14 protein-coding genes are annotated in these 21,597 nt (G+C 46.1%); 3 read left to right on the forward strand and 11 right to left on the reverse strand.

Annotated elements, in window-relative coordinates:
* Window positions 1-77: 77 nt before the first annotated feature.
* Window positions 78-716, forward strand: a complete 639-nt coding sequence (locus M1K58_RS12745; RefSeq protein WP_256759236.1) for a hypothetical protein — start codon at window positions 78-80, stop codon at window positions 714-716.
* On the opposite strand, the gene M1K58_RS12750 is transcribed toward M1K58_RS12745, so the two are convergent.
* From M1K58_RS12750 to M1K58_RS12765, 4 genes are all read right to left on the reverse strand, one after another.
* Window positions 713-2,428 carry a glycerol-3-phosphate dehydrogenase/oxidase gene (locus M1K58_RS12750; protein WP_256759237.1) on the reverse strand — a complete coding sequence of 572 codons (1,716 nt, stop codon included), beginning with the start codon at window positions 2,426-2,428 and terminating at the stop codon, window positions 713-715. The genes M1K58_RS12745 and M1K58_RS12750 overlap by 4 nt on opposite strands.
* Window positions 2,429-2,555: 127 nt before the next feature.
* Window positions 2,556-4,049, reverse strand: coding sequence for a glycerol kinase GlpK (gene glpK / locus M1K58_RS12755; RefSeq protein WP_256759238.1), 1,494 nt, complete (start codon window positions 4,047-4,049; stop codon window positions 2,556-2,558).
* Window positions 4,050-4,062: 13 nt separating this feature from the next.
* Entirely contained in the window at window positions 4,063-4,626 is a 564-nt protein-coding gene (locus tag M1K58_RS12760; RefSeq protein WP_256759239.1) for a glycerol-3-phosphate responsive antiterminator, read from the reverse strand.
* Window positions 4,627-4,732: 106 nt separating this feature from the next.
* On the reverse strand, window positions 4,733-5,602 hold the full coding sequence (locus M1K58_RS12765) for an SDR family oxidoreductase (RefSeq protein WP_256759240.1): 870 nt from the start codon (window positions 5,600-5,602) through the stop codon (window positions 4,733-4,735).
* Between the two features lie 127 nt (window positions 5,603-5,729).
* On the opposite strand from M1K58_RS12765, the gene M1K58_RS12770 reads away from it, so the two are divergent.
* Entirely contained in the window at window positions 5,730-6,713 is a 984-nt protein-coding gene (locus tag M1K58_RS12770) for a helix-turn-helix transcriptional regulator (protein WP_256759241.1), read from the forward strand.
* Window positions 6,714-6,781: 68 nt separating this feature from the next.
* Here M1K58_RS12770 and M1K58_RS12775 read toward each other — a convergent pair whose 3' ends face one another.
* Complete coding sequence (locus M1K58_RS12775; protein ID WP_256759242.1) at window positions 6,782-9,814, reverse strand: EAL domain-containing protein; 3,033 nt, start codon at window positions 9,812-9,814, stop codon at window positions 6,782-6,784.
* 216 nt (window positions 9,815-10,030) lie between these two features.
* On the reverse strand, window positions 10,031-10,519 hold the full coding sequence (locus tag M1K58_RS12780) for a cytochrome c biogenesis protein CcdC (RefSeq protein WP_256759243.1): 489 nt from the start codon (window positions 10,517-10,519) through the stop codon (window positions 10,031-10,033).
* A 312-nt stretch (window positions 10,520-10,831) separates the two neighbouring features.
* Between M1K58_RS12780 and M1K58_RS12785 the strand changes: the two genes are divergently transcribed.
* On the forward strand, window positions 10,832-11,761 hold the full coding sequence (locus tag M1K58_RS12785; RefSeq protein ID WP_256759244.1) for a ketopantoate reductase family protein: 930 nt from the start codon (window positions 10,832-10,834) through the stop codon (window positions 11,759-11,761).
* A gap of 90 nt (window positions 11,762-11,851) precedes the next feature.
* Here the strand turns inward: M1K58_RS12785 and M1K58_RS12790 are convergent, their stop codons facing one another.
* The 5 genes from M1K58_RS12790 to M1K58_RS12810 all read right to left on the reverse strand — a co-directional run bounded on the left by M1K58_RS12790 (window position 11,852) and on the right by M1K58_RS12810 (window position 21,449).
* Window positions 11,852-14,152 carry an alpha/beta hydrolase gene (locus tag M1K58_RS12790; RefSeq protein WP_256759245.1) on the reverse strand — a complete coding sequence of 767 codons (2,301 nt, stop codon included), beginning with the start codon at window positions 14,150-14,152 and terminating at the stop codon, window positions 11,852-11,854.
* Window positions 14,153-14,324: 172 nt separating this feature from the next.
* On the reverse strand, window positions 14,325-15,974 hold the full coding sequence (locus tag M1K58_RS12795) for an S-layer homology domain-containing protein (RefSeq protein WP_256759246.1): 1,650 nt from the start codon (window positions 15,972-15,974) through the stop codon (window positions 14,325-14,327).
* Entirely contained in the window at window positions 15,971-18,367 is a 2,397-nt protein-coding gene (locus M1K58_RS12800; RefSeq protein WP_256759247.1) for a hemoblobin-interacting domain-containing protein, read from the reverse strand. Before M1K58_RS12800 ends, M1K58_RS12795 begins: the two co-directional genes overlap by 4 nt.
* A gap of 149 nt (window positions 18,368-18,516) precedes the next feature.
* Window positions 18,517-19,653: a response regulator gene (locus M1K58_RS12805; RefSeq protein ID WP_256759248.1), complete on the reverse strand. Its 1,137-nt coding sequence runs from the start codon at window positions 19,651-19,653 to the stop codon at window positions 18,517-18,519.
* Entirely contained in the window at window positions 19,653-21,449 is a 1,797-nt protein-coding gene (locus tag M1K58_RS12810) for a sensor histidine kinase (protein ID WP_256759249.1), read from the reverse strand. Before M1K58_RS12810 ends, M1K58_RS12805 begins: the two co-directional genes overlap by 1 nt.
* Window positions 21,450-21,597: the final 148 nt, after the last annotated feature.

Consider the following 21,597-nt stretch of genomic DNA (forward strand, 5'->3'; position numbering starts at 1 on the left):
AAGCTACAATAGAGTTATCGTTATCCAGCAGAGATTTACGGGGTAAAGACGCGGATCATATCAAGGAGGTTTCCCCTTTGTATTCTATCCTTCAAATTGTCATCTATTTCTTTGTATTTATTTTATTTATTCTATCTTGGTTTGCAGGCAGTAAAGCTTCTCGCTTACTCTATGGTGGATCGTCTGAAAGACAATGCCGCAAAACACGTAAGCAAATGGTTTGGGCAGTTTATGTTACACTCCCCGCTATTGGGGTTATCATAACTACACTTCTCATAGCGTCTTCTAAGGGATCAGCATTCTGGGAGCTTAGCTTGCTGCTACATCTCCCCTTAACGATCATTCCACTGCTCGCTATTTGGCTCCTATCCATGCCAAGACTTTGGAAGCTGTGGAGCTTAACTCGCAGAACAACCATTGCCCCATTGCCTGTAGACATCCGTAAGCTCGCAGGTCACCCTTGGATCATTGTCCCTTTTCAAATGTCGGCTCTTGGAGCGGCAACGGTTTTCTATTTCCTGATTGTAACGCCTGATCCGCTTCACTTAACGAAAGCAATCATTCCCATTGTCATTTGGGCGGCCACTTCCGTAGCAATATGGTTTGTGCAAGACCGACGTTGGCAGAGGGTTGCTCGTTCAAGTTCGAGCTCAGCTATCCAAGCAATCCCCTTCCAAGCCTTGAGAAGAGCCCTTAGGGTTTTCGGTATTTTCTAATTCACTGGAGATACCGCATCCTTCAGGAGTCGGTTCATGTCGTCCTGATACAGTTGCCTTTCTTCACCGTTCCAGCCCAGCAACTCAGACATTGCCAATGAGATGGCATCGCTCCATTGAAGCACGGAAGCCCTATCGAAGTAGAGTCTTCCTGTACGCCTGACCCAGAAGTCCTCTGGCTTAGCTGCCCCTTCATGCTCAATGGCATAGATGAGCTCAAGTGCCAATGTCAAAGGAATTCCGTACGTACTTGCCAGACCCTTGGCATCAGCCGCTATCCGATAGAGCATGGGTGCATTCGAGCCATAACGACGAGCAATTCTCACCGCCTCTTCTTGATTCAAACCACACGCCACTCCCTCAGCGACTCGACCCCTCACATAGCTTTCGAATGCCTGCGATCCCCCCACATCACCACCGGAAATCGTCATGTCTTTCGTTCTACACGTCGCGTTCGCGTTAATGGAATTCCCGTCTCCCTCCTTCACTCCAAGCTCCAGCACACGATTAACAACCGCTTCAGCCATCTTTCGATAACCCGTTAGCTTGCCTCCGGCAATAGACAGCATTCCAGATGTAGATAAGAAGATTTCGTCGCGGCGAGAGATTTCCGAAGGATCCTTGCCCTCCTCTTGAATAAGTGGCCTTAAGCCCGCCCAGCTTGATTCAACATCCTCTTCCGTAAGCTTCACACTAGGGAATATAAAATTAGCTGCCTCTAACAAATAGGCTCGATCTTGTGCTGTAAAGGTAGGGTGCGCAGTATCCCCTGCATAGTCCGTGTCCGTCGTTCCAAAATACGTTTTCCCATCACGAGGAATCGCGAACACCATTCGTCCATCCGGTGTGTCAAAGTAGATCGCTTGGCGTAGCGGAAACCGCTGTTGATCGAATACGAAGTGTACACCCTTCGTTAACCGAATCGTCTTCCCTTGCTTGGATTTATCCAGCTCCCGCAATTGGTCCACCCACGGCCCGGTTGCATTAACAATCCGCTTAGCACGAATCTCGTAGGTGTTCCCGCTTAGTAAATCCCGAACAACGACTCCTTTTTGTTGCCCCGCTTCGTAGATAAAGGACTCCACTTTGGCATGGTTCACCGCTGTCGCTCCATGCTCAACCGCTTTCTTCATCACTTCAATCGTTAGCCGAGCATCGTCCGTACGATATTCGACATAGTTGCCACTCCCCTTAAGTCCTGCTTGCTTGAGCAGTGGTTCCTTAGCCAACGTCTCAGCGACGTTCAACATCTTACGACGCTCCTGCTTCTTAACCCCCGCGAGAAAGTCATATACACGCAATCCGATCGAGGTCATTAAAGGTCCGAATGTGCCGCCCTGATAGAAAGGCAGCAGCATCCACTCAGGAGTCGTTACATGTGGCCCATTCTCATAAACGATAGCCCGTTCTTTACCGACCTCAGCGACAACCCCGATCTCAAATTGCTTCAAATACCGGAGTCCGCCGTGAATCAATTTGGTTGATCGACTAGACGTTCCCCCTGCGAAGTCCTGCATCTCCACTAACGCGGTGCGCAACCCTCTCGATGCGGAGTCCAGGGCGATTCCAGCGCCAGTAATCCCTCCTCCAATAACGAGCAGATCAACCTGTTGAGAGGACATTTCTACTAAACGCTCTGCTCTCTTCAAACTGGATAACGTATTAGGGCTAGGGATACTTTGTTTATGATTTGAATGTGATTTGTTCGACATGAGGTTTCCTCCTATGAATGAGAAAAAACCATGACAATGGCTTTCGTCACCCGAGAAGGGTTTCGAAAGTCTTGACATGGTTTCTCCTGTACTCCAACCGTTATTAACTTGTAGGATGAATATAACACTATTCGCCTTTGAAAGCTATCGCGGCTTTTACTGCACGGTGCCAGCCTTCGAACAGCTCGCTCCGCTTGGTCGCTGAAATTTGGGGTTCGAACGTTCGATCCACCTTCTTTAATCGGCGAATTTCTTCGCGTCCACTCCAGAAGCCAACGGCCAAACCAGCCAGATACGCAGCCCCAAGCGCTGTTGACTCATTCTCGACAGGTCTTTCGACTTGGATGTCTAGCATATCGCTTTGGAACTGCATGAGGAAGTCATTCATAACCACACCACCATCCACACAAAGCGACTTCAGCATGAGCCCCGCATCCTGCTCCATCACCTTCAGGACATCCTTTGTCTGGTAAGCAAGAGCTTCCAAGGTTGCTCTGACAAGATGTTCCTTCGTTGTTCCCTGTGATATGCCGAACATAGATCCTCTCACATCACTGTCCCAATGGGGTGTACCGAGACCAACGAAAGCCGGAACAAAATATACCCCATTCGTTGATTCCACCTTAGAGGCCAGAGCATCGGTTTCTCCCGCATCTGAGATTAGCTTTATTCCGTCGCGGAGCCATTGTATGGCAGACCCTGCAACAAAAACGCTGCCTTCCAGAGCATACTCCATGACCCCGTCGATTTGCCATGCAATCGTCGTCAACAAGCCATGCTCTGAGGATTTGGCTTCCTCTCCCGTGTTCATGAGCATAAAGCAACCGGTTCCATAAGTGTTTTTCGCTTCACCCGGCTGAAAACAACCTTGTCCGAATAGTGCCGCTTGCTGATCGCCCACGATGGAAGCGATTGTGATTTCCGCTCCGATGATCTCCTTATCTGTATGTCCATATACCTCAGAGGTTGATCGAACCTCTGGAAGCATCGAAGCAGGAATATCAAGAATCTGGAGTAACTCTTCATCCCATTGCTGAGTATGGATGTTATACATGAGCGTTCGAGAAGCATTAGAAGGATCCGTTACATGGATACGACCTCCCGTCAGCTTCCAGACTAGCCAGCTGTCGATTGTTCCGAACAACAATTGTCCCTTTGAAGCCTTCTCCCTAGCTCCTTCGGTTTCCCGCAGCATCCAAGCAACCTTTGTCCCTGAGAAATAAGGATCAAGCAATAGCCCTGTCTTACTCTGAAATAACGCTTGATGACCAGCCGATTTCAGATCCGTACATATTCCCTCCGTCTGCCTGGACTGCCACACGATGGCCGGCCGGATCGGGTTACCTGTGATACGATCCCAAATGACAGCGGTTTCACGTTGGTTCGTAATACCGATGGCTGCGATCTCTTCTAAGCTGACATCCGCGCTTAGTGCTGTCTTTCGAATGACCTGAATTGTGGATTGCCAGATCGCTTCCGCATCTACTTCCACCCATCCCGGCTTATCGTACAGAAGTGAAATCTCTTCTCTCGCCATATGAGAGATATGACCTTCTCTATCAACGAGTAAAGACCTGGTGCTCGTGGTGCCTTGATCCAATGCTAGTATATAAGTGCTCACAACAAGACTCCTTTCAAATATGAGACATGTCCATCGACCACAATTCCCGCCGCGACGTTGTTACCGCTACTGCCCCGGCACACAGCGCCTCCTCTTGCTCACTTACCGTGCGGATCATCCCACCCGCAATAACGGGTATGCTCGTTCTCTCCTTGACCTCTGCAATCAGATGGGGAATAACCCCCGGAAGCACCTCAATGAAATCGGGCTTAGCTTTGATAGCTAGCTCAACACTTTTCTCCATTGCTCCTGAATCTATGAGGAAGATTCTCTGAATAGATAACAGTCCATTCTGCTTCGTGCGCTGAATGACAGACATCCTTGTTGATATTAGCCCTGCAGGACGGATCTGCTGGCACAGAAACTCTGCCGCATATTCATCATTTTTGAGCCCATCGATCAAATCCGCATGTAATAAAATTTTCTTACCTTGGTGCTCCGCTAGCTCAATGATCGGCCGCAGCATTCCGATCTTCCCACCCAATAACACAATATATTCGAAGGGAGAGCTGAGGAGCTTCTCCAGCTCTTTCATCTGCTTGACTGCTGGTAATACCCTTTGCTTACCAAACGGCATGGAGTAATCCCCCTTCGTTAAGGATGATATTCCCTACCAATATGACAGATGTTATTAACGAAGACAATGATTTATTTATAAGCCATTTGCTCAAATGGGCACCTCTCTAGAACCTTTGTCGCTCCGCATAGCGCCCCCAATGCGGGCTTCTTCCATCAACATCAACAATTCCGTATTCGTCCGATAAGCCCCAAGATGTCAGTGCTTTTCCTGACATTTTCATGAGATCCGGGTCTGCAGCCAATGCAGCTAAACCACGACCAAGGAACAATGGAGTTTCCGACTGTAGAAAATGAGGATCCTTCTTCCCTGCATCCATCCAGTTGTTCTCCGTAACTCCGAAATGCTCCAGCATTTCCTCCGAACGCAGAAATCCCGGGGTCACAGATACAGCTGCAACTCCATGTGGACGAAGCTCAGCAGAGAGCGCCTCAGCCAGATGGATGACCGATACTTTGGCTAAACTATAAGGCAAATTACCACGGTAACGATAATCGTGTCCGTCCGTAACTTCCACAATAAGACCCTGTCCTCTCTTTACAAGAAGCGGAGCCCCGTAGTAGCTCGTAATCATATGAGATTGCACCGCTCGTTGCTGCATGAGGAGCGCCTTGTCCAGATCTCCATCCCAAAACGGAGTCCCCCATTCCGTCAGCTTCTCGCCCCCCCATACATCATTTACGAGGATATCTAATCTTCCTTCCTGCTCCTCATTCACTCTATCGAACAAAGCCTTTACTTGTTCTCCTACCGTATGATCCACCTGTACGGGAATGCCACGTCCTCCTTGCTTGGTCACAAGGTCCGCTGTTTCCTCAATCGTCTCAGCGCGCCCCATATCGGAAGGATTCCCTCTAACGCTTCGTCCAGTTCCATATACCGTAGCACCCGCTGCCCCAAGCATCATCGCTATCGCACGCCCCGCTCCCCTAGTCGCACCAGCTACAACTGCCACCTTACCCTTTAATGATTTCATTATCTTAACGCCTCCTCAGCTTCTGAATCCTGTACTACCTCAGTGTATCGTCTATATATGACAACTCCTGTCATATATAAGTGGTATGATTAAAAAAAGAAATAAGATGAGATGAGGAAACAACACGATGAGAGCGAACCGCCTTCTGATAATTATGTCTTTACTGCAAGCTCATGGACAGCTTTCTTCGCGCGAGCTAGCCGAGCAACTAGAAGTGTCTGAACGAACGATCCATCGCGATATGGAAGCATTAAGCCTGTCAGGAATACCCGTATATGCGGAACGAGGCTCCAAGGGCGGCTGGCTATTATCTGAAGGTTATCGAAATCAAATTACGGGAATGACAGCCGATGAAATTCGCTCCCTACTGCTCATCCATTCTTCCAGCGTTGTGAAGGATCTTGGCTTAAACGACCAAGTGCAGACTGCATTCCGTAAGCTACTCTCGGCGTTACCTATACCCGCGCAAAGAGACGCGGAATACGTACGTGAACGCATCCATGTGGATGGCGCCGGTTGGCATTCCCCGGCACCCTCCAATACGTCAATCCTCCAAACCATACAGCAATGTGTATGGGAGCAGCGAAAGTTGAACATCTCCTATCGTAGCTGGGATACCGATTCAGATACGCAGCGAACGGTTTCCCCGCTTGGGCTTGTAGCCAAACAAAGCATCTGGTATATGATCGCGCAAACGGGTGATAACGAGATCCGAACTTTCAGAATCTCCCGATTGAAGGTCGCTTATTCTCTCGAAGAAACCTTTACTCGTCCCGAAGCCTTTCATCTAGCTTCCTACTGGGAGCATTCGATGAAAAGTTTCAAATCAAGCCTGCCAAGCTACCTTGCTCAAGTAAGAATTGCCCCTACTCGATGGAACAAATTTTGTCAGGAGCGATATTTGACTGTTCAATCTCACGAATTATTGGAAGACAACAATTGGATTGAAGCGACCGTGGAATTTCAAGCCATCGAATCCGCTTGTGAAATCTTGCTTGGACTTGGAAGACATGCACAAGCTCTTGCTCCAGAGCCATTACGCCATGCCATCAACCAAGAAATCGAAGCGATGGCATCGTACTATGCCGATAGCACTCCGAGTATCCGATGACCTCTATAGCTGAATTCCTTAACTCGCAAAGAAAAAGAGAAGTCTGATCGACTTCTCTCCGCGTGCTTCTATTCATTCATCCAGCTAGAGATTTCTTGGAAGTACGCAATAAATTGATCCGAGGTCATTGGTCGGCCAGTGAAAAACCCTTGAATTCGATCGCACTGTAGCTGCTGCAATCTCTGTAGCTGGCCTTCCGTCTCAACCCCCTCCGCCGTTACGGATAAGCCTAAGCTATGCGACATTTCAATAACCGCCTTGGCAATCGCATCGTCATCCGAGTCCTCTATCATGTGCAGGATAAAGGACGGGTCAATTTTCACAATATGTACAGGCAGCTTCTTCAGCCATAGAAGCGAGGATTGACCGATTCCGAAATCATCTATGGCGATTTTGACGCCGATATCCACTAGCTCGCCTAGCATTCTAATGCTATGCTCCATATTCTGAACCGCCGTATGCTCGGTAATTTCTAAGCAGAGATTAAACGGTGCAATGCCTGTAGTCTGAAGAACATTCCTAACTATGCTCGGGAAATTCTCCTGTTGAAATTGTAAAGTTGAGATATTCACTGAAATAACCAAGGACGGCATTCCGGCGTGAATCCAACGCTTACATTCCATACAAGCCTTCTCTAGCACCCATTGTCCAATGGGTACGATGAGTCCTGTTTCCTCCGCTAAAGGAATGAATTCTCCGGGTTGAATGGTCTTTCCGTCCGGTGTATGCCATCTAATTAGAGTTTCCGCACCGTAAACCTTCCCCGTTAAGAGGGAAACCTGAGGCTGGAAATTCAGTGCGAGCTCATTCCGCTCCAGGGCATATCTTAGATTGTTTTCCATGTTGAAGCGTTCCACCCTCTTCGAGCTTAATGCTGGCGTATAAATCTCAAGACCATTGCCGCCGTTCTCTTTTGTATGATACATCGCCAAATCAGCATATTTAATTAAGGAATCTACATCCTCCCCATGATTCGGGTACAGGCAAGCCCCAATACTTGCCGATAAGTAAAATTCCTGACCCTCCAAGAGGAACGGCTTCGTCAGCATCCGAAGTATCCTGTCCGCAACAAGCTTTACATCTTCTACCCCTTCAATACGGGATAACAGCACGATAAACTCATCACCGCCCAGACGTGCGATAATATCATGCTCCCCAACGCATTCCTTCAGCGAATGTGAGGCGTGCTGCAGGAGTAAATCACCCGTTTGATGACCAAGAGTGTCATTGACGATTTTGAATCGATCTAGATCAATCATCATGACGGCTAATCTATTCCCATCCTGGACTCTATTTTCCATCGTGGTAAGTAAATGTTCTTTGAAGAACAATCGATTCGGGAGACCAGTAAGTGCATCTTGATAGGCTAGCTGAATAATTCTAGCTTCGTTTGCCTTCTTCTCTGTAATATCGGTCAACGAGCCAATAATTCGAGTCGGAATGCCCTTGGTATCGCAGATGATATCTCCAGCAATGTACAACCAGACAAGCTGCTTACCCGCGCCTTGGAACCGGAACTCTAATTGAATAGGCTTATCCTTCTGAAAAGGTTGTATGAAAGCTAAGCTAACTATAGGCTGATCTTCCGGATGAACAAAGGACAAGAACAAATTAGGGTCTGACGATAACTTCGTGGTTGCCCCGCTTAAGATCTTGTGGGCGCGGATGTTCCATTCGATTCTATTGGTGTCCAAGCTCCAATCCCAGATGCCATCATTTGTCGTTCTCGATACGACTTCTAGCTTCTCAGCAATCGATCGAACCTGATGAAACAGTAACTCACGCTCTAGTGCGACGGCCAGAATCGTAAAACTATGACGAGAAAGATCATTTGCGACATAATTGCTCAACGGGTCAAGCGGACCCGCTAGAGCGATATAACCCCAGTTCTGTAAATCTGATTTGACTGGATGGAGAATAACAACATCCTCTCCACCAGGTCGAGTCCTAGGCGGTAGCATATCAACGGGAGGGAAGTTTTGCAGCCGGTACCTCTCCCCTTCTGTGGGTACAGGATCTCCATTCTTGCTGAAGACTTGCCGCACAACCAGATGCCTCTGACCCTCCTCGTCTTCTTCCCATAATGCTAAGCAGCCCCAATGAGACAAATTCCAGAACAGCTTGGAAATATGGATCTTGTCGCTTTTCGTGGCTACGATTAGTCCCTTGGTCATTTTGTAGTTATTGTCTGTAATTTGATGAAGCGAGAGGCGTAGCTCCGATAGACTTTTCATATGACGATCGAAATCACTCGATGTTGAGAACTGCGTTCTTTCCGAGCAACCGCACGACGTCCTAGCCACGAATTGAGCTGCAACAATCGTTTCATTGCCCTCAGGAAGCTTTCCTTCAAGCTTCTCAAATACCCGATCGACCGCTTCTCTAGCCATATTCTCGAAAGGCTGTCTAACCGTAGTCAACGAAGGATAATTCACCGCAGCTTGATGAATATCATCAAATCCAATAACCGCATAATCCTTTGGGATAGAGTAGCCCTTAGACTGTAGAGCATCAATCGCTCCAAGAGCGTTTAAATCTGTACCCGCCACCACTGCGGTAAAAGAATTCCCAATCTGGAGCAGCTGCTCTAAAGCTCGCAACCCACCTTCTAATAAATTGTCTTCCGTTCTGACAACCAGACGTTCATCGAAGGGAATTCCTCTTTGCTCTAAAGCGTCCTTATAACCTAAATAACGTTCATACAAATCGTATTGATCAAGGTAGCCTATGAACGCAATTTCTCGATGACCATGATCGATGAGGTGATTTACCGAAATACTCGTACTCATCCGATTATTAACGAGAATGGAATGTCCCTGTGGATAAGGCGATTGATATCCGACACAAACAAAGGGCTTATCACTCTTACTCAGCATTTCAAGGAAAGAAGCACTAGCAGTAGGTAAGACTAATATCCATGCATCAACGAGCTCGAATGCAATCGGATCCTCCAATGCAGTTATTCCCAAGTAATCATCCGCCACCTGCACAGCAAACAATGTGGACTGCCTTTCACGAACCGCTTGGTGGATATGTGGCAATAACCGACCGTAGTACTCTCCGTCCAAATATGGTGCAATCACACCAAGTCGATATGCCATAGCCGCATTGCCCCCTAGCCTACAAAATGTTTCTATTATTTAAATCATATACTGACAAATTTCAACATATCCCTTCGAAATCCTCTTGTCTGTGTACATAATTCATGAAAAACTTGCAGACAAGCCACAAAAAAACATGAAACCCTCTATATTGAAGGCTTCATGTCTCCTGCACGTCTTAATCATTTGTATCGAATTCGCTTGATTTCGACACGGTTATTTCGACTCGAAATAAAATAAGTTCGGCTTGCTAAGGTACAGCTTACGGAATTTGAGGTAGGATACGATTCTCCATGGAATGACGTACCCGAGCAATACCGTCATAATTAATGCAGCCATCGTTTCCGGATCCATCCCACTTAAATAATCTCTGAGCAGAAAACGGATAGCGAGCACTCCTATGAAAGAGATAAAGAAGCCTATGTTTTTGACCGCATAGATTTGTTGGTCGTCTCTGCGTTCGTAGTTCGTTGTAAAGATAAGCGGCAAGGAGAGAAGTAATCCAATCGCCATCGCTGTGCTCCATTCCCAAGCGGGTGCATGCGCCTTCGGATTTAAGATCAGAAATAAGCTAGGTATTAAGAATAGCAAGGGCATAATGAGACGGCGTCCATCCCCTCGAATAGGTCGGAACATTCCGCGGGTTCTGCGCCAAATGACTAATAAAGTAACTAATATCGCAATTGAATATACTGAAGAATCCATGTGGGTCACCTCGTGTTTTTGATATTTTTAGCATACAAGAAAGCTGGGGTATCAGTTAGTGACTTTCGTCATGAATCGGCGTTGCCAAAAGTAATGGAACAAGCATAAACGGATGACGCCGTCCTTTCATGGCGTTCAACGTTTATATCGGAGACCTATCAGAAAAGTATAGAAAATTATATACTTTCTGATAGGTCAAGAAAACAGGATAGACTTCTCACAACCTCTTGCAGGCTTGCTTTTAATTTGGCTATGATGGATGAACAAGAAGTAAAAACTAGACAGTTCCAAAGAACAGGAGTGAGCCTGAGGATGAAGGTTGTTGTTGTAGGAGCAGGTGCAATAGGGGGATTCATTGCTGCAAGAATGCTAGAAGCGGGTCTAGATGTGACTTTATTCGTGCGAGAAGGAAGAAAGCGGGCACTAACGGATACGGGTCTTATTGTAAACAGTCCTACCGGTAATTATCTGGGTCATCCCCCGCTTCTTGTGAGCGGACAGCCCGGAGGTCCATTTGATTTAGTCATTATCGCTTCCAAAGCTTATGGACTTCCCGAAGTTCTTGTTCAATTAAAACCTTATCTTCATGAGAGAACCGCTATTATTCCCTTCCTTAACGGGATGAAGCATATGGAACAAATATCGGACGCATTTCCCGGACTTCCTCTGCTCGGAGGCGTTGCACGCATTGAAGCGACACTAGGGGAAGATGGGTCCATTAAGCATCTGAGCGCTCATCATCGTTTTACGTATGGAAGGTTCCGTAACTTCACAGACGAGGAGTACGAGGCATTAAGAGCCGTCTTAGCTACTGTGCCGTTGTTCATCGAGAAATCAGACATCGAAAGAGATCTCTGGGAAAAATATGCCTTCATTGCCGTACTGTCTGGATTAACGACTCTGTTCCAAGCACCTGTAGGAGACATACGCGATACTCCAGGAGGGATGGATACGTTCAGACGGGTTCTCACTGAAACGACCAATGTCATTCGTCATGCAGGAGGGGATCTGAAGGACGATCTCGTTGAGAGGCTGCTTTCGACGATTAGTGGATTGTCACCCCAAAGCACGTCGTCCATGTTGCGGGATCTCTTGCAAGGATTGCCTACAGAGTCTGTCCATATCCAAGGCTATCTCGTAGAGTTGGGGCATCGTCACAATTGTGATATTCCCCTGTTAGAAGTCATCTACCAACGGCTCGCTATCTACGAAAAATCCCGAATCGCCTCTCTCCTGAACTAGTATGCGAGCGAGACGTTAACTCGGGAGGAATTTGACCGCTCGGGGGCGGGTTAGCGCCCGCTTCCTCTCGGTTTTCGGTCCATCCAGTTACTATCCCGCCATTAGACCCAAATTATCCAGCATCACCTTACCGGGTCCTTCGTTAAAATAGAACGTAATGCGTGACCATTGTGATGGATCAAACTCCGCGTTTTCGTCGAGAAAGGCGTCAATCGGAAGCTCGTAAGTTTGAAATACTGGCTCCTCGACATCCTTGAACTTCCCTTTAGACAGGACAGACTCCATTCCCGGCAACCAAGTAAATTCCGTCGCCACCTGCGGCTTGACCTCCATAAATTGATCTAACGGCAACCTGACGGAGTTCCCCGAGTGATCTTCCACTTCAACGTCTATCGAAAGGTTGGATTCCATTAGCTCCTCGAGCGCCTCGACTTGCTCCGGCTCGCCGAACTCCTCCTCATCCTTAAGATCACGCACCATATTTGCTAAGGAGAACATCAGAATATCTTCCTCCTCTATATCGCTTACCGTTGATGAACTTAGATGTATCGTGTAAGAGCTTTCGTCTTCCCACTCTAGTTCAACCCCATTATCCCCCTTGCCCTTACCCTGACGATTCAAAGCATCCGTATGTTTCCACTCCGTCATATCGGTCGCTTCTGCAGCTATGCCAGGTGAAAGCACCTCTCTGTCTGACCCTGTAAAATCGGCAATGGCTCGGAAACTACCGCTCTCGTATTGATTGAAATATCTGGTTGCTGGAAGGAAATCCAGGCCCGCTCGATAATCTCGAAACAAGGAATCGTACTGCTCATTATCTTGCAATACCGCCTGCAGGAATGCCGAGACGTACACTTGAGCTACCCGCCTCTGTTGCTCCGGCTCAAGCAATTCCTTAGGTCGAATGAACAAACCTGCCGGCAAGGCATTGTCGGATTTCCCCCACTCCGTATTAAATTGGCTGTGGTTGGCATCCTCTATATAGAGTGATGCCTTGAACGCTTCTGTATTACCGGTAAAATTAACTCGCCCATACTGCCTGTCTCCATAGAAGTTGACGAGATCCGCATCCTTCGCACCCTGCAACGTTAAGTAAGAGACATCCTTAAGCTCCGTCCATTCCCCTTCTACAGCAGTATCCGTTGGCGCGAGTGCAACGACGGCTTTGATGGAATAGCTATCCTCATCCGGTAAGCTCTTGTCTTCCGCAAACCATGAGCTGCTATCCGCTGCCATCGCAGCAGCTTGACCGCCGCGGGAATGCCCTAGCAATGCGATCTGCTGGAAATCTATTCGGTTTTTGAAGGGCGAGCCTTCCTGCTCGCTGAACTGTTGAATTTGTTGGATATGCTTCAACAAAATCCATGCGCGTAGCTTCATGTCTTGCTCAGGAATGCCAGACCACACCGAATAGTTCAGATAGTTCTCATCGACCGATATCGCGACGATCCCTTTACTAGCCAATACTTCACCCAAATAGCCATAACCGCCATCCGAAAACTTCTCCATCAGATGATTGCCATGGACCATTAGCACAAGAGGAAAGGGGCCATCTCCCTCCGGCATCCAAACCCTGCCGTTCAACGGGAGATTCGTCTCATCGAAGCCCCAGAATTTGTCTCGCAACCAAGGCCAGCTACCGATATAAGCCGATGCATCCACCGACGTAGACAGCTCTCCGGCTTTCTCTCCGAATTCGGAGCGGTGCCGATCTTCTCCGCTTCCATAGGTGAAGGAGCTGACAACAAATTCGCCGGGCTCAGATGGATCGGAAGAGATAGCTGCTAAGGAATGCACCTCATTACCCTTGGCAGAGCCTGCTCCGTCAGCTCTATCAGCATCCGCGCTCGACATCGACGGAAGCAGACGCGGATAACCCGACGCTGCATAAGAAATGAAGAGGACGAGCGTCACCATCATGCCCAAAGCAATCTTCCTGAGTTGTGGCCGAAGGCGCACCACTCCTCCCACCAGGAGACCAAGACTTGCAGCACCCACGGTACAAGTTGCAGAGAACCCCAGCGCAGCCTTCCAACCGAATTCAGAAAAGTACAGTACGAAATAGACCAGCACTCCTGCGTAAATCAAACTGCCTACCGTAAATCGAGGCACCTTCGCGCCTATGATCGCAAGAATTGCTCCAATCCCTGCAGACGATATAGCAATGGTGATCGTATTCAACGAAACACCCATGACGACGTCAAACAAAGTGCCGAACCCGGTCGGCATGCCAAGCGCGGAAACGCCAACCGCCAAGCAGCTAATCAGCCACAGGGCAACGATTGTGAATTTCCAAAGCCCCGTATCCCGCTCATAGGCTACCGACAACCGTTGCTTCATCCATGATGCGGCTCTCTTGCGCCGGCTTAATGCAATATATTCAAGATTCATAGATTTCACCTCTAATCATGTAGACAATCTCTGTCTACCTTGATTATATCGCGATTTGCGAGTGTCGAGCTATTCCAAAGTCTAGAAATCACTTGGGAAGCAAGCATAAAAAAAAGGGTTACCCCTTAAGCAGCTCATTCAGCCGCCCTCGGAATAACCCTAGCTCACTCATTTACTTGCTGATTTGTTCTAACATTCTAAGCAAAACTGTAACAGCCTCTGCTCTTGTCGTTTGACCAGCAGGAACGAATTTGTTCGCGCCATTACCGCTTACGATAGCTAATTTCTTCAGTGCTGCCACTGAGTCTTTTGCCCAAGTAGGAATATCCTTGTCATCGGCAAAGCCCGCTTCGGCATTCGACTCAACCGTCACTTTAAGTGCAGTCGCGATCATTGAAGCCATCTCCGCGCGCGAAATTGCCGCATCTGGACGGAAGGTCCCGTCCTTATAACCTTTAATAATGCCTGCTTGTACAGCTTGCGCGACCGCTTTCTGTGCCCAAGCTCCGATCTTCGCTGAATCGGAGAAAGTCAACGCAGATCCTTCCTCTTGCGGCTTCAACGCATTCATCAGCATGACCGCGAACTCCGCACGAGTTACGGTTTTATTCGGTTTAAATGTTCCGTCTGTGTAGCCCTTAACGATTCCATTGCTTACCGCTTGCTTGATGTTAGCCTCAGCCCAGTGACCAGAAATATCACTGAATTTAACATCCGCTGTAGAGTCTGACGAATCTCCTTGGCCTACGGCGAGTACAGCAAATTTAGTAAAGTGATCTACATCGACGGTAATATGATTGCCGGTTACTTTGCCGCCGATTTCTACCCATACCTTCTTCACTTCGTCGTAATAGAATACGGACGGCTTTTGATCGCCCTTAAGTTTTGCTGGATCGAATACAAAGGTCAACGTTACCGGTTTACTGAAGTTCTCTGGGAAGTTTTTCAGAATCTCAAAAATTGAACTCGCTAGAATTTCTCTATTCGTTAACAGGTTCTGAGTTGTTAACAGCTTCTCTATCGTTAATTGCAGTTCTTTACTCGTAGCATTCGCAGGAATAGAGACCGTAATCTCATCTCCCAAGCTAACTACCCCTGTCCCACCTGCAGGAAGCGTTAATTTACCATTTGTGGAGGTTATTACGGATGGACCTCCACCTCCGAATCCACCACCTGAAGCGCGTGTCACGGATACCGAATAAGTTTTCGATGTACCGTTTTTTGCGGTTACGACAATCGAAATAGCGTTCCCGCCGACTATCAGACCGATAGCTCCGCTAGACTGCCCGCTTGCGACCGTAATTCCGTTCACAGTCATCGTAGCATTGATGTCGCTCACGCTTGCTCTCACGGTAACACTGGATACGTTATTAGCAACGCTTGCCGAATAAGCGGTTGTTCCAGGTGCGAAGGTGGGATTAAGATTGCCGGTCGACAGCGTCAGCCCGCTCAAGTCCGCATTGCCTAGAGCACCATTCGCCTCAACGACAAGATCTTGAGTACTTACGTCATTCCCTTGTCCGGCAACAATCTTGTACGTTCCCGCCGCTTCACCGCTACCTAAAGTAAACGAGATTGAAAACGTACTGTCAGCCGCGTTCACTTTCACAATATCGTAGAATACAACGCTATTACTAGGACGAACAACTTTAACATTAACTTCCGAGAATGATGACGTTCCCGAGATGGTTACGGATTCCCCAATATGAATCGATGAAACGGCATTCAAGGAAACGGAGGCACTTGCTGCGGATGCCGTGAATGGTACTAACCCGATGATAAGCATCAGGGTTAATATTAAACTGAATTTTGGAAGTTTCATTGAGGTCCCCCGCCTCCGTTTTGATTCAACATCAAGTCGTATTCCGTTTGCGTCACTAGCGTTGTCATCTTCAGACCAACATTTTCAAAATCGTTGCTGAAATGATTTACTACAAACGCTTTAACCGTATACTTATCATTCGTAGCTGCATCTATTACGTTGAACTGCGCAGAATATGTTCCTGTATACACATCCAACTCTGAAGCTACAATGCTTACAGGTGTATTTCCGTCCATCAATTCAAAGACAACCGTTTGTGTCGACCCATAATTACTATCAATATAAATATCTTCATTTCTAAGTAGATTGACTTTGGCCAGTATTCCGCCTTGCGTGCTGATTACCGGTGTAGTCATGTAAAAGAGTTCGGATGAATGAAATGCATATCCTCGAACTTCTTTCCTACTATAACCGTCCGCATCGATATATACGTAAAATTCGATACCTTTATCAAACACACCCTTATTGATCGTAAGCTTGCCTGCAGTTAAGGTGTATTCCGAGTCGGTTAAATTCCTCTCAACATTATTGTCATATCTTCTTACGATCACATCTCTTACTTTACTTCTCCATACCGCATCGTCCTCAAATATGAATTCACTTGCTGCATTACTGAAGAAATATCCCTTAAGGTCAGGAGTGTTGTGTGCAATCACTGTTTTAATTTCTAAGTTCTTCATACCACCAATGATATGCGAATAACTTACCGCTTCTTTTTCAACAATAACTTGAAGGGTGCCGCTTTTCTTCGGAATATCGAATAGAACGACCAATCTGTTTCCTTGGATTGTCACAACATCTTTCTCGGTTAAAGGTAAGAAAGTTACGCCTTGATCCGTTGAAACCTTGATCTTTTCTTTTAAATGCGATGACCCGGCAACAATCGTATTGTCCAAAAGATCGAGATTAAACTCTAGGTTTAACCAACGACCATTATGAGAGATGTTTGCTTTGTTAAAGTTTAATGTTTTTTGAGGGTACAGATCTAAGCTTGGTACATCATACAAAATATTTCCTGCTGTGTCTTTCAAAATGTTCGACTCAAAATAAATGTAATACCGAGTTTCATTCAATGGTGAATTAAACTGAAGAGTCATAGTATTTCCTGATATTACCACATCATTAAGGAGGCTGCTCCTCACATCATTCCAGTAATAATTACGTATATGTGTTTGGGACGCTATCGAATCTGTATTACTCACCACATCTTCATCAAACACATATGTCAGATTCATTAAATCACTGGAAAAATAGTAGTTTATCAGTTTCGGTGCCGTAGAATCTCCTACTCCTCCTGTTTGAAGCGTAGAGGTTACTGTATTATTTTGCGAGATATTTCCGTCCTTGTCCTTTAGCACATAACCATTAATAGCTATCTGATTATTTCCGCCTGTGAGGGCTTGCGCGAATCTTATGATAAGTTTCCCGTCTTCAATGGATACCGTATCACCAGCGATCAAAGTTGTTTCGACGTCATTCTTCAATAATTTAATGTAGTCTTTTAATTCACCTTCAATCGCATCCGTATTCTCGAAAACACTCTCGTTAAAAGTAATAGTCACCTGTTTGTTATCCTCGCTAATTACTGCGCTTTGAATAACTGGTGGTGTTATATCTAGATTCATCTCATCATTGAGATTACCTGCGTTATCCTTGAAGGTGCCGCTAGCAATTTTAATACGCGTATTCTTACCTAAAATAACTTTCATACCGTAATCATTTTCTAAATATATCCAATTTCCATAAAATTCAATATACATATGTTCCGGAAGTGCCTCAAAGGTCACTCCATCCGTCGAAATACTCAATTTGCTTCGTAAAAAGGTCTCTATATTTTCGGTAGTGTTATAATATAAATATTCATCAAAATACAAATCCACCCAAGAACCATCCCCGGAGTTTGACCCTACATAAGCAGGAGCCTTAAGATCCAACGGCTCTGTTGTTGCGTTGCCCTCATAATAAACACCAGGTTGGAGCACAAAATATTGACCTTGAATTTGAATCTGATTGACATCTCCTGTTAAAGGGACATCAAAAGTAAGGACGAACACGGTTTGATCGTTTCCATCGGGAGATGTCGGCGTAACAGTCACTGTATTCGCAGCAGAATCAGCCGTCATGCTCACAAATGCACCTGGATCGGTTCTTTTCACATATACAGCATCCGTAACAGACACATCTGATAAAGGGTTCATCAACACATTTGTAGTCAATGTAACCGTTTTATGATCCGCGCTGATGGTACCATCAATGATATTTTCATCACTGATCCATCGTGTATCAGCCGCATACGCCGTGCTTCCACCCGGTGTTAACAGTCCAGTCAACCCGCCCAGTACCATTAACATGGCCAAGAAGATCACTGTTGCTTTTTGTTGAATTTTTCTCATTTTATTCTTCCTCCTATAATTCTTTCATTTCAGACTAAAAATAAGTATATCCGACGCCAATGACGGCAAAATGACAAACTCCAACACAAGGAAATGCAAAAAATAAGAGCCCTCACGATCGGGGCTCTTGATTTTCCGTATGTCCTATTCTATGAATCCAGCTCTGACAGCAATTCATCGTATAAAGCAGCAGCTTCAGGAGAAGGTTCAATTCCAATTTCTTTATGTAAAGTGTCCTTATATTGCATATATCGCATTGTTAAAGCTTCCTTGTTCTTCTGTAATGCCAAAGCCTTCATAAGCAGCATCATGGATTGTTCGTCCAGCTCGTTGTGGGCAATGAGCTTCATCAATAACCGGATGGCCGTACTCGTCTCATTTCTATTTAACAAGCTGACGCATAAGCGATGGGAGAATGAAGTATATAGCAGTGATATCCGCTCGACCTCATTCCACGCCCAATCAAAGGCACGATCTCCAAACAAATTCCCCGTATAAAGCTGTTCAAGCTCTAACGCCTGTTCGATAAGGGTCTCATCCACTTCCGTCATCTGTCTGCAGCCTTCTTCAAAACGTAGAAGATCAACACGCACATCGTTAAGACTTAGCGCATAATGGTTGTTGTCGGAATGCAAATACTCCTTCAGTCCAACCGTATCCAATGCCTTGCGCAGTTGATAGACCGTCGTGTTTAAATAACTTTCAGCATTCTTCTGTGGCATGCCGCCAAACATATCTTCAATGATACGAATTCTAGATACGAATCTACCTTTATGGATGAGCAAATACCCGAACAGTTCCGCACTTTTACTTGATTTCCACTTGACCCTCTCGCCCCGTGAATTCTGAATATCGACCCCACCTAAGCAGTTGAACGCAACTTCATTAGAGGCTGGCTCCCGCTTCGCTAGCAATAAACGTTCTGATCGTTTTTCAGTAAGTGCTCGTTGAATTGTTTTGTGGAGCCTATCTTGATCAACAGGCTTTACGATGTAGTCGAAGGCATAGACATCGAAGGCATATATCGCATATTCTTTGTGAGACGTTACAAAGACCAGCTTCGTCTGTCTGCCATTCTCCCGTAATCGTTGGGCAAACTCCATTCCGCTCTCCCTCGGCATGCTAATATCTACGAATACCAGGTCCACCTCGTGGTTCATTAAATAGGAAAACGCAGTTTCCGTCTCAAAGAACCTTCCCACAATCTCAACATCTGAAGCCTTGGCAAGCATCCGGTTCATAATGAGATGCATCGCCTTTTCATCATCGATAATGATGACCTTCATCACATTGCCCCCTTCAAGCTCGATCTTATAGATGGAGCTTCGGGAGGAGTTGGGATAGAGAAATAAAAGGTGCTGCCTTGCGAAGGTACACTGTCAAACCAAATATCCCCCCCGTTTAAGCGAACAAACTCCCTACATAAGGTGAGTCCCAAACCTACGCCTCGCTCACCGGCAGTTCCGGCTGAAGAGACCGGATACGCTTCCTGCAGCAACGAGTTGGCTTGGTCTGCTGATATTCCTTCTCCTGTGTCACTCACAGATACAATCATTTTATCGCTAATACGTTCTGCTTTTAATCGGATGCTGCCTCCGTAATCAGTAAATTTAATAGCATTGGAAAGTAGGTTTCGGATAATCAAATCGAGCATTTCTTTGTCAGCATAAACAAACGTATCCCTAGGGATTTCGGATATCATTTGAATGTGCTTGCCCTCGCTACGAACTATCATTAAACGCAAACTGGTCTGAACCGTGATAGCCAAATCCCTTTCAATCGGTTTAAAAACCATGCCACCCCTTTGGCTCCGAAACCAATCCAGCAAGCTTTCTACTAATGTAAATGTATTCTGAATTTGCTGTCCCATTTCGTGTACGATTTCCTCATGCTTCTCGCCGCAAGCCTGCATCTCGTCCTCCATCAGTTCCATCAGATTGACGAGTACGGCAAGAGGATCGCGAATATCATGAGCAACAACGTTAAACATCTTATCCTTAAACGTATTCAACTCGCTTAACTGTCTCGCATTATCGAGCAGTCTATCCTCTGCCCGCACCACTTCCGTTACATCACTTAATCTAAGCATTTTGCCAACGGGCATTTCCTTGTTATTGCGAATTAGCGATAGTTGGACATTATAAAATGGTTCATCCGCTCGACCTGAAATTTGGACTTTGCTAACGGAGGAAGGCTCTTGCATAATCCTCTCAAGCAGTAGGGGATAACGGGAAAATACTTCAATGGCTGGGTGCCCCACTTCTTTTTTATGTAATCCTTCAATGACCCGATGTGCCGAGTCGTTAAAACTGATTAAATTGTGGTCCAGATCAAACACGATAACCGCATCCTGTATCGATTCAAATACTTTTCGCAGAGCTAATGGGGCTAATTTCAGCATGTCGAAATGATAAATACCTAACATATAGAATATACCTGAGAAAACAAATCCAAATGGAGAGAGGTCAATGGACACGCCGAATACACCGCTGAGATAAAGGAGTGGAAATCCAAAAGGACCACAAGAGCCGATCAACATTAAGGCTATTTGCTTCTTCATGTGAGGCTTCGCTTTTCGATACATTTGAATCAGTAAACCCATTCCTATTACAATAAGGATATAAGAATAGGCAATATGAAGTTGGTATAAGGGTCCTTTCACCAAAGAAACCAAGGGGAAACCTTCCGACTCATTTAACGTCATGCTCTTGTAAAACAAATGATGCCACTCATTCGTATAATGAGCCGTAAATGTAACCATAGGAATAGCCATCAACAGCGCAACAACCCATTTTCGAATGAACGATTGATAGCCCGTATACTGCAACAACATAATAAACCAAAGCACAGGTCCAAAAGGAATGCCGATATATTCAATGCGAAGCCAGAAGCGTATTTGCTCTAATGTCTCACTGACAACTTCAAAGGCATATCCGAATGAGTAAAATACACCGGTTAACAGAGCCAAGCCATAGCTAATCGCAATTGGAAGCTCTCTTCTTTTCCAAGATAGATAGCACATGACCAGCGAGCAGCAGGTGGCTGCTATCAGCAGTACGGATAGATACAGATTGTAATTCATAGATAATCCAAACCCCCGTGCAGGATCTTATCTTTCATTCTGCACTTCTATGCTATCAGAATTGAGATAAAAAACCATATAAACCTTTTTATTTGCTTGAATCACAGAAAAAGACCCTTCCAGCGTCATTTCGACGCATGAAAGAATC

Origin of the sequence: Cohnella sp. WQ 127256, assembly GCF_024519285.1 — a bacterium.
In the GTDB taxonomy this organism is placed as follows: Bacteria; Bacillota; Bacilli; order Paenibacillales; family Paenibacillaceae; genus Cohnella.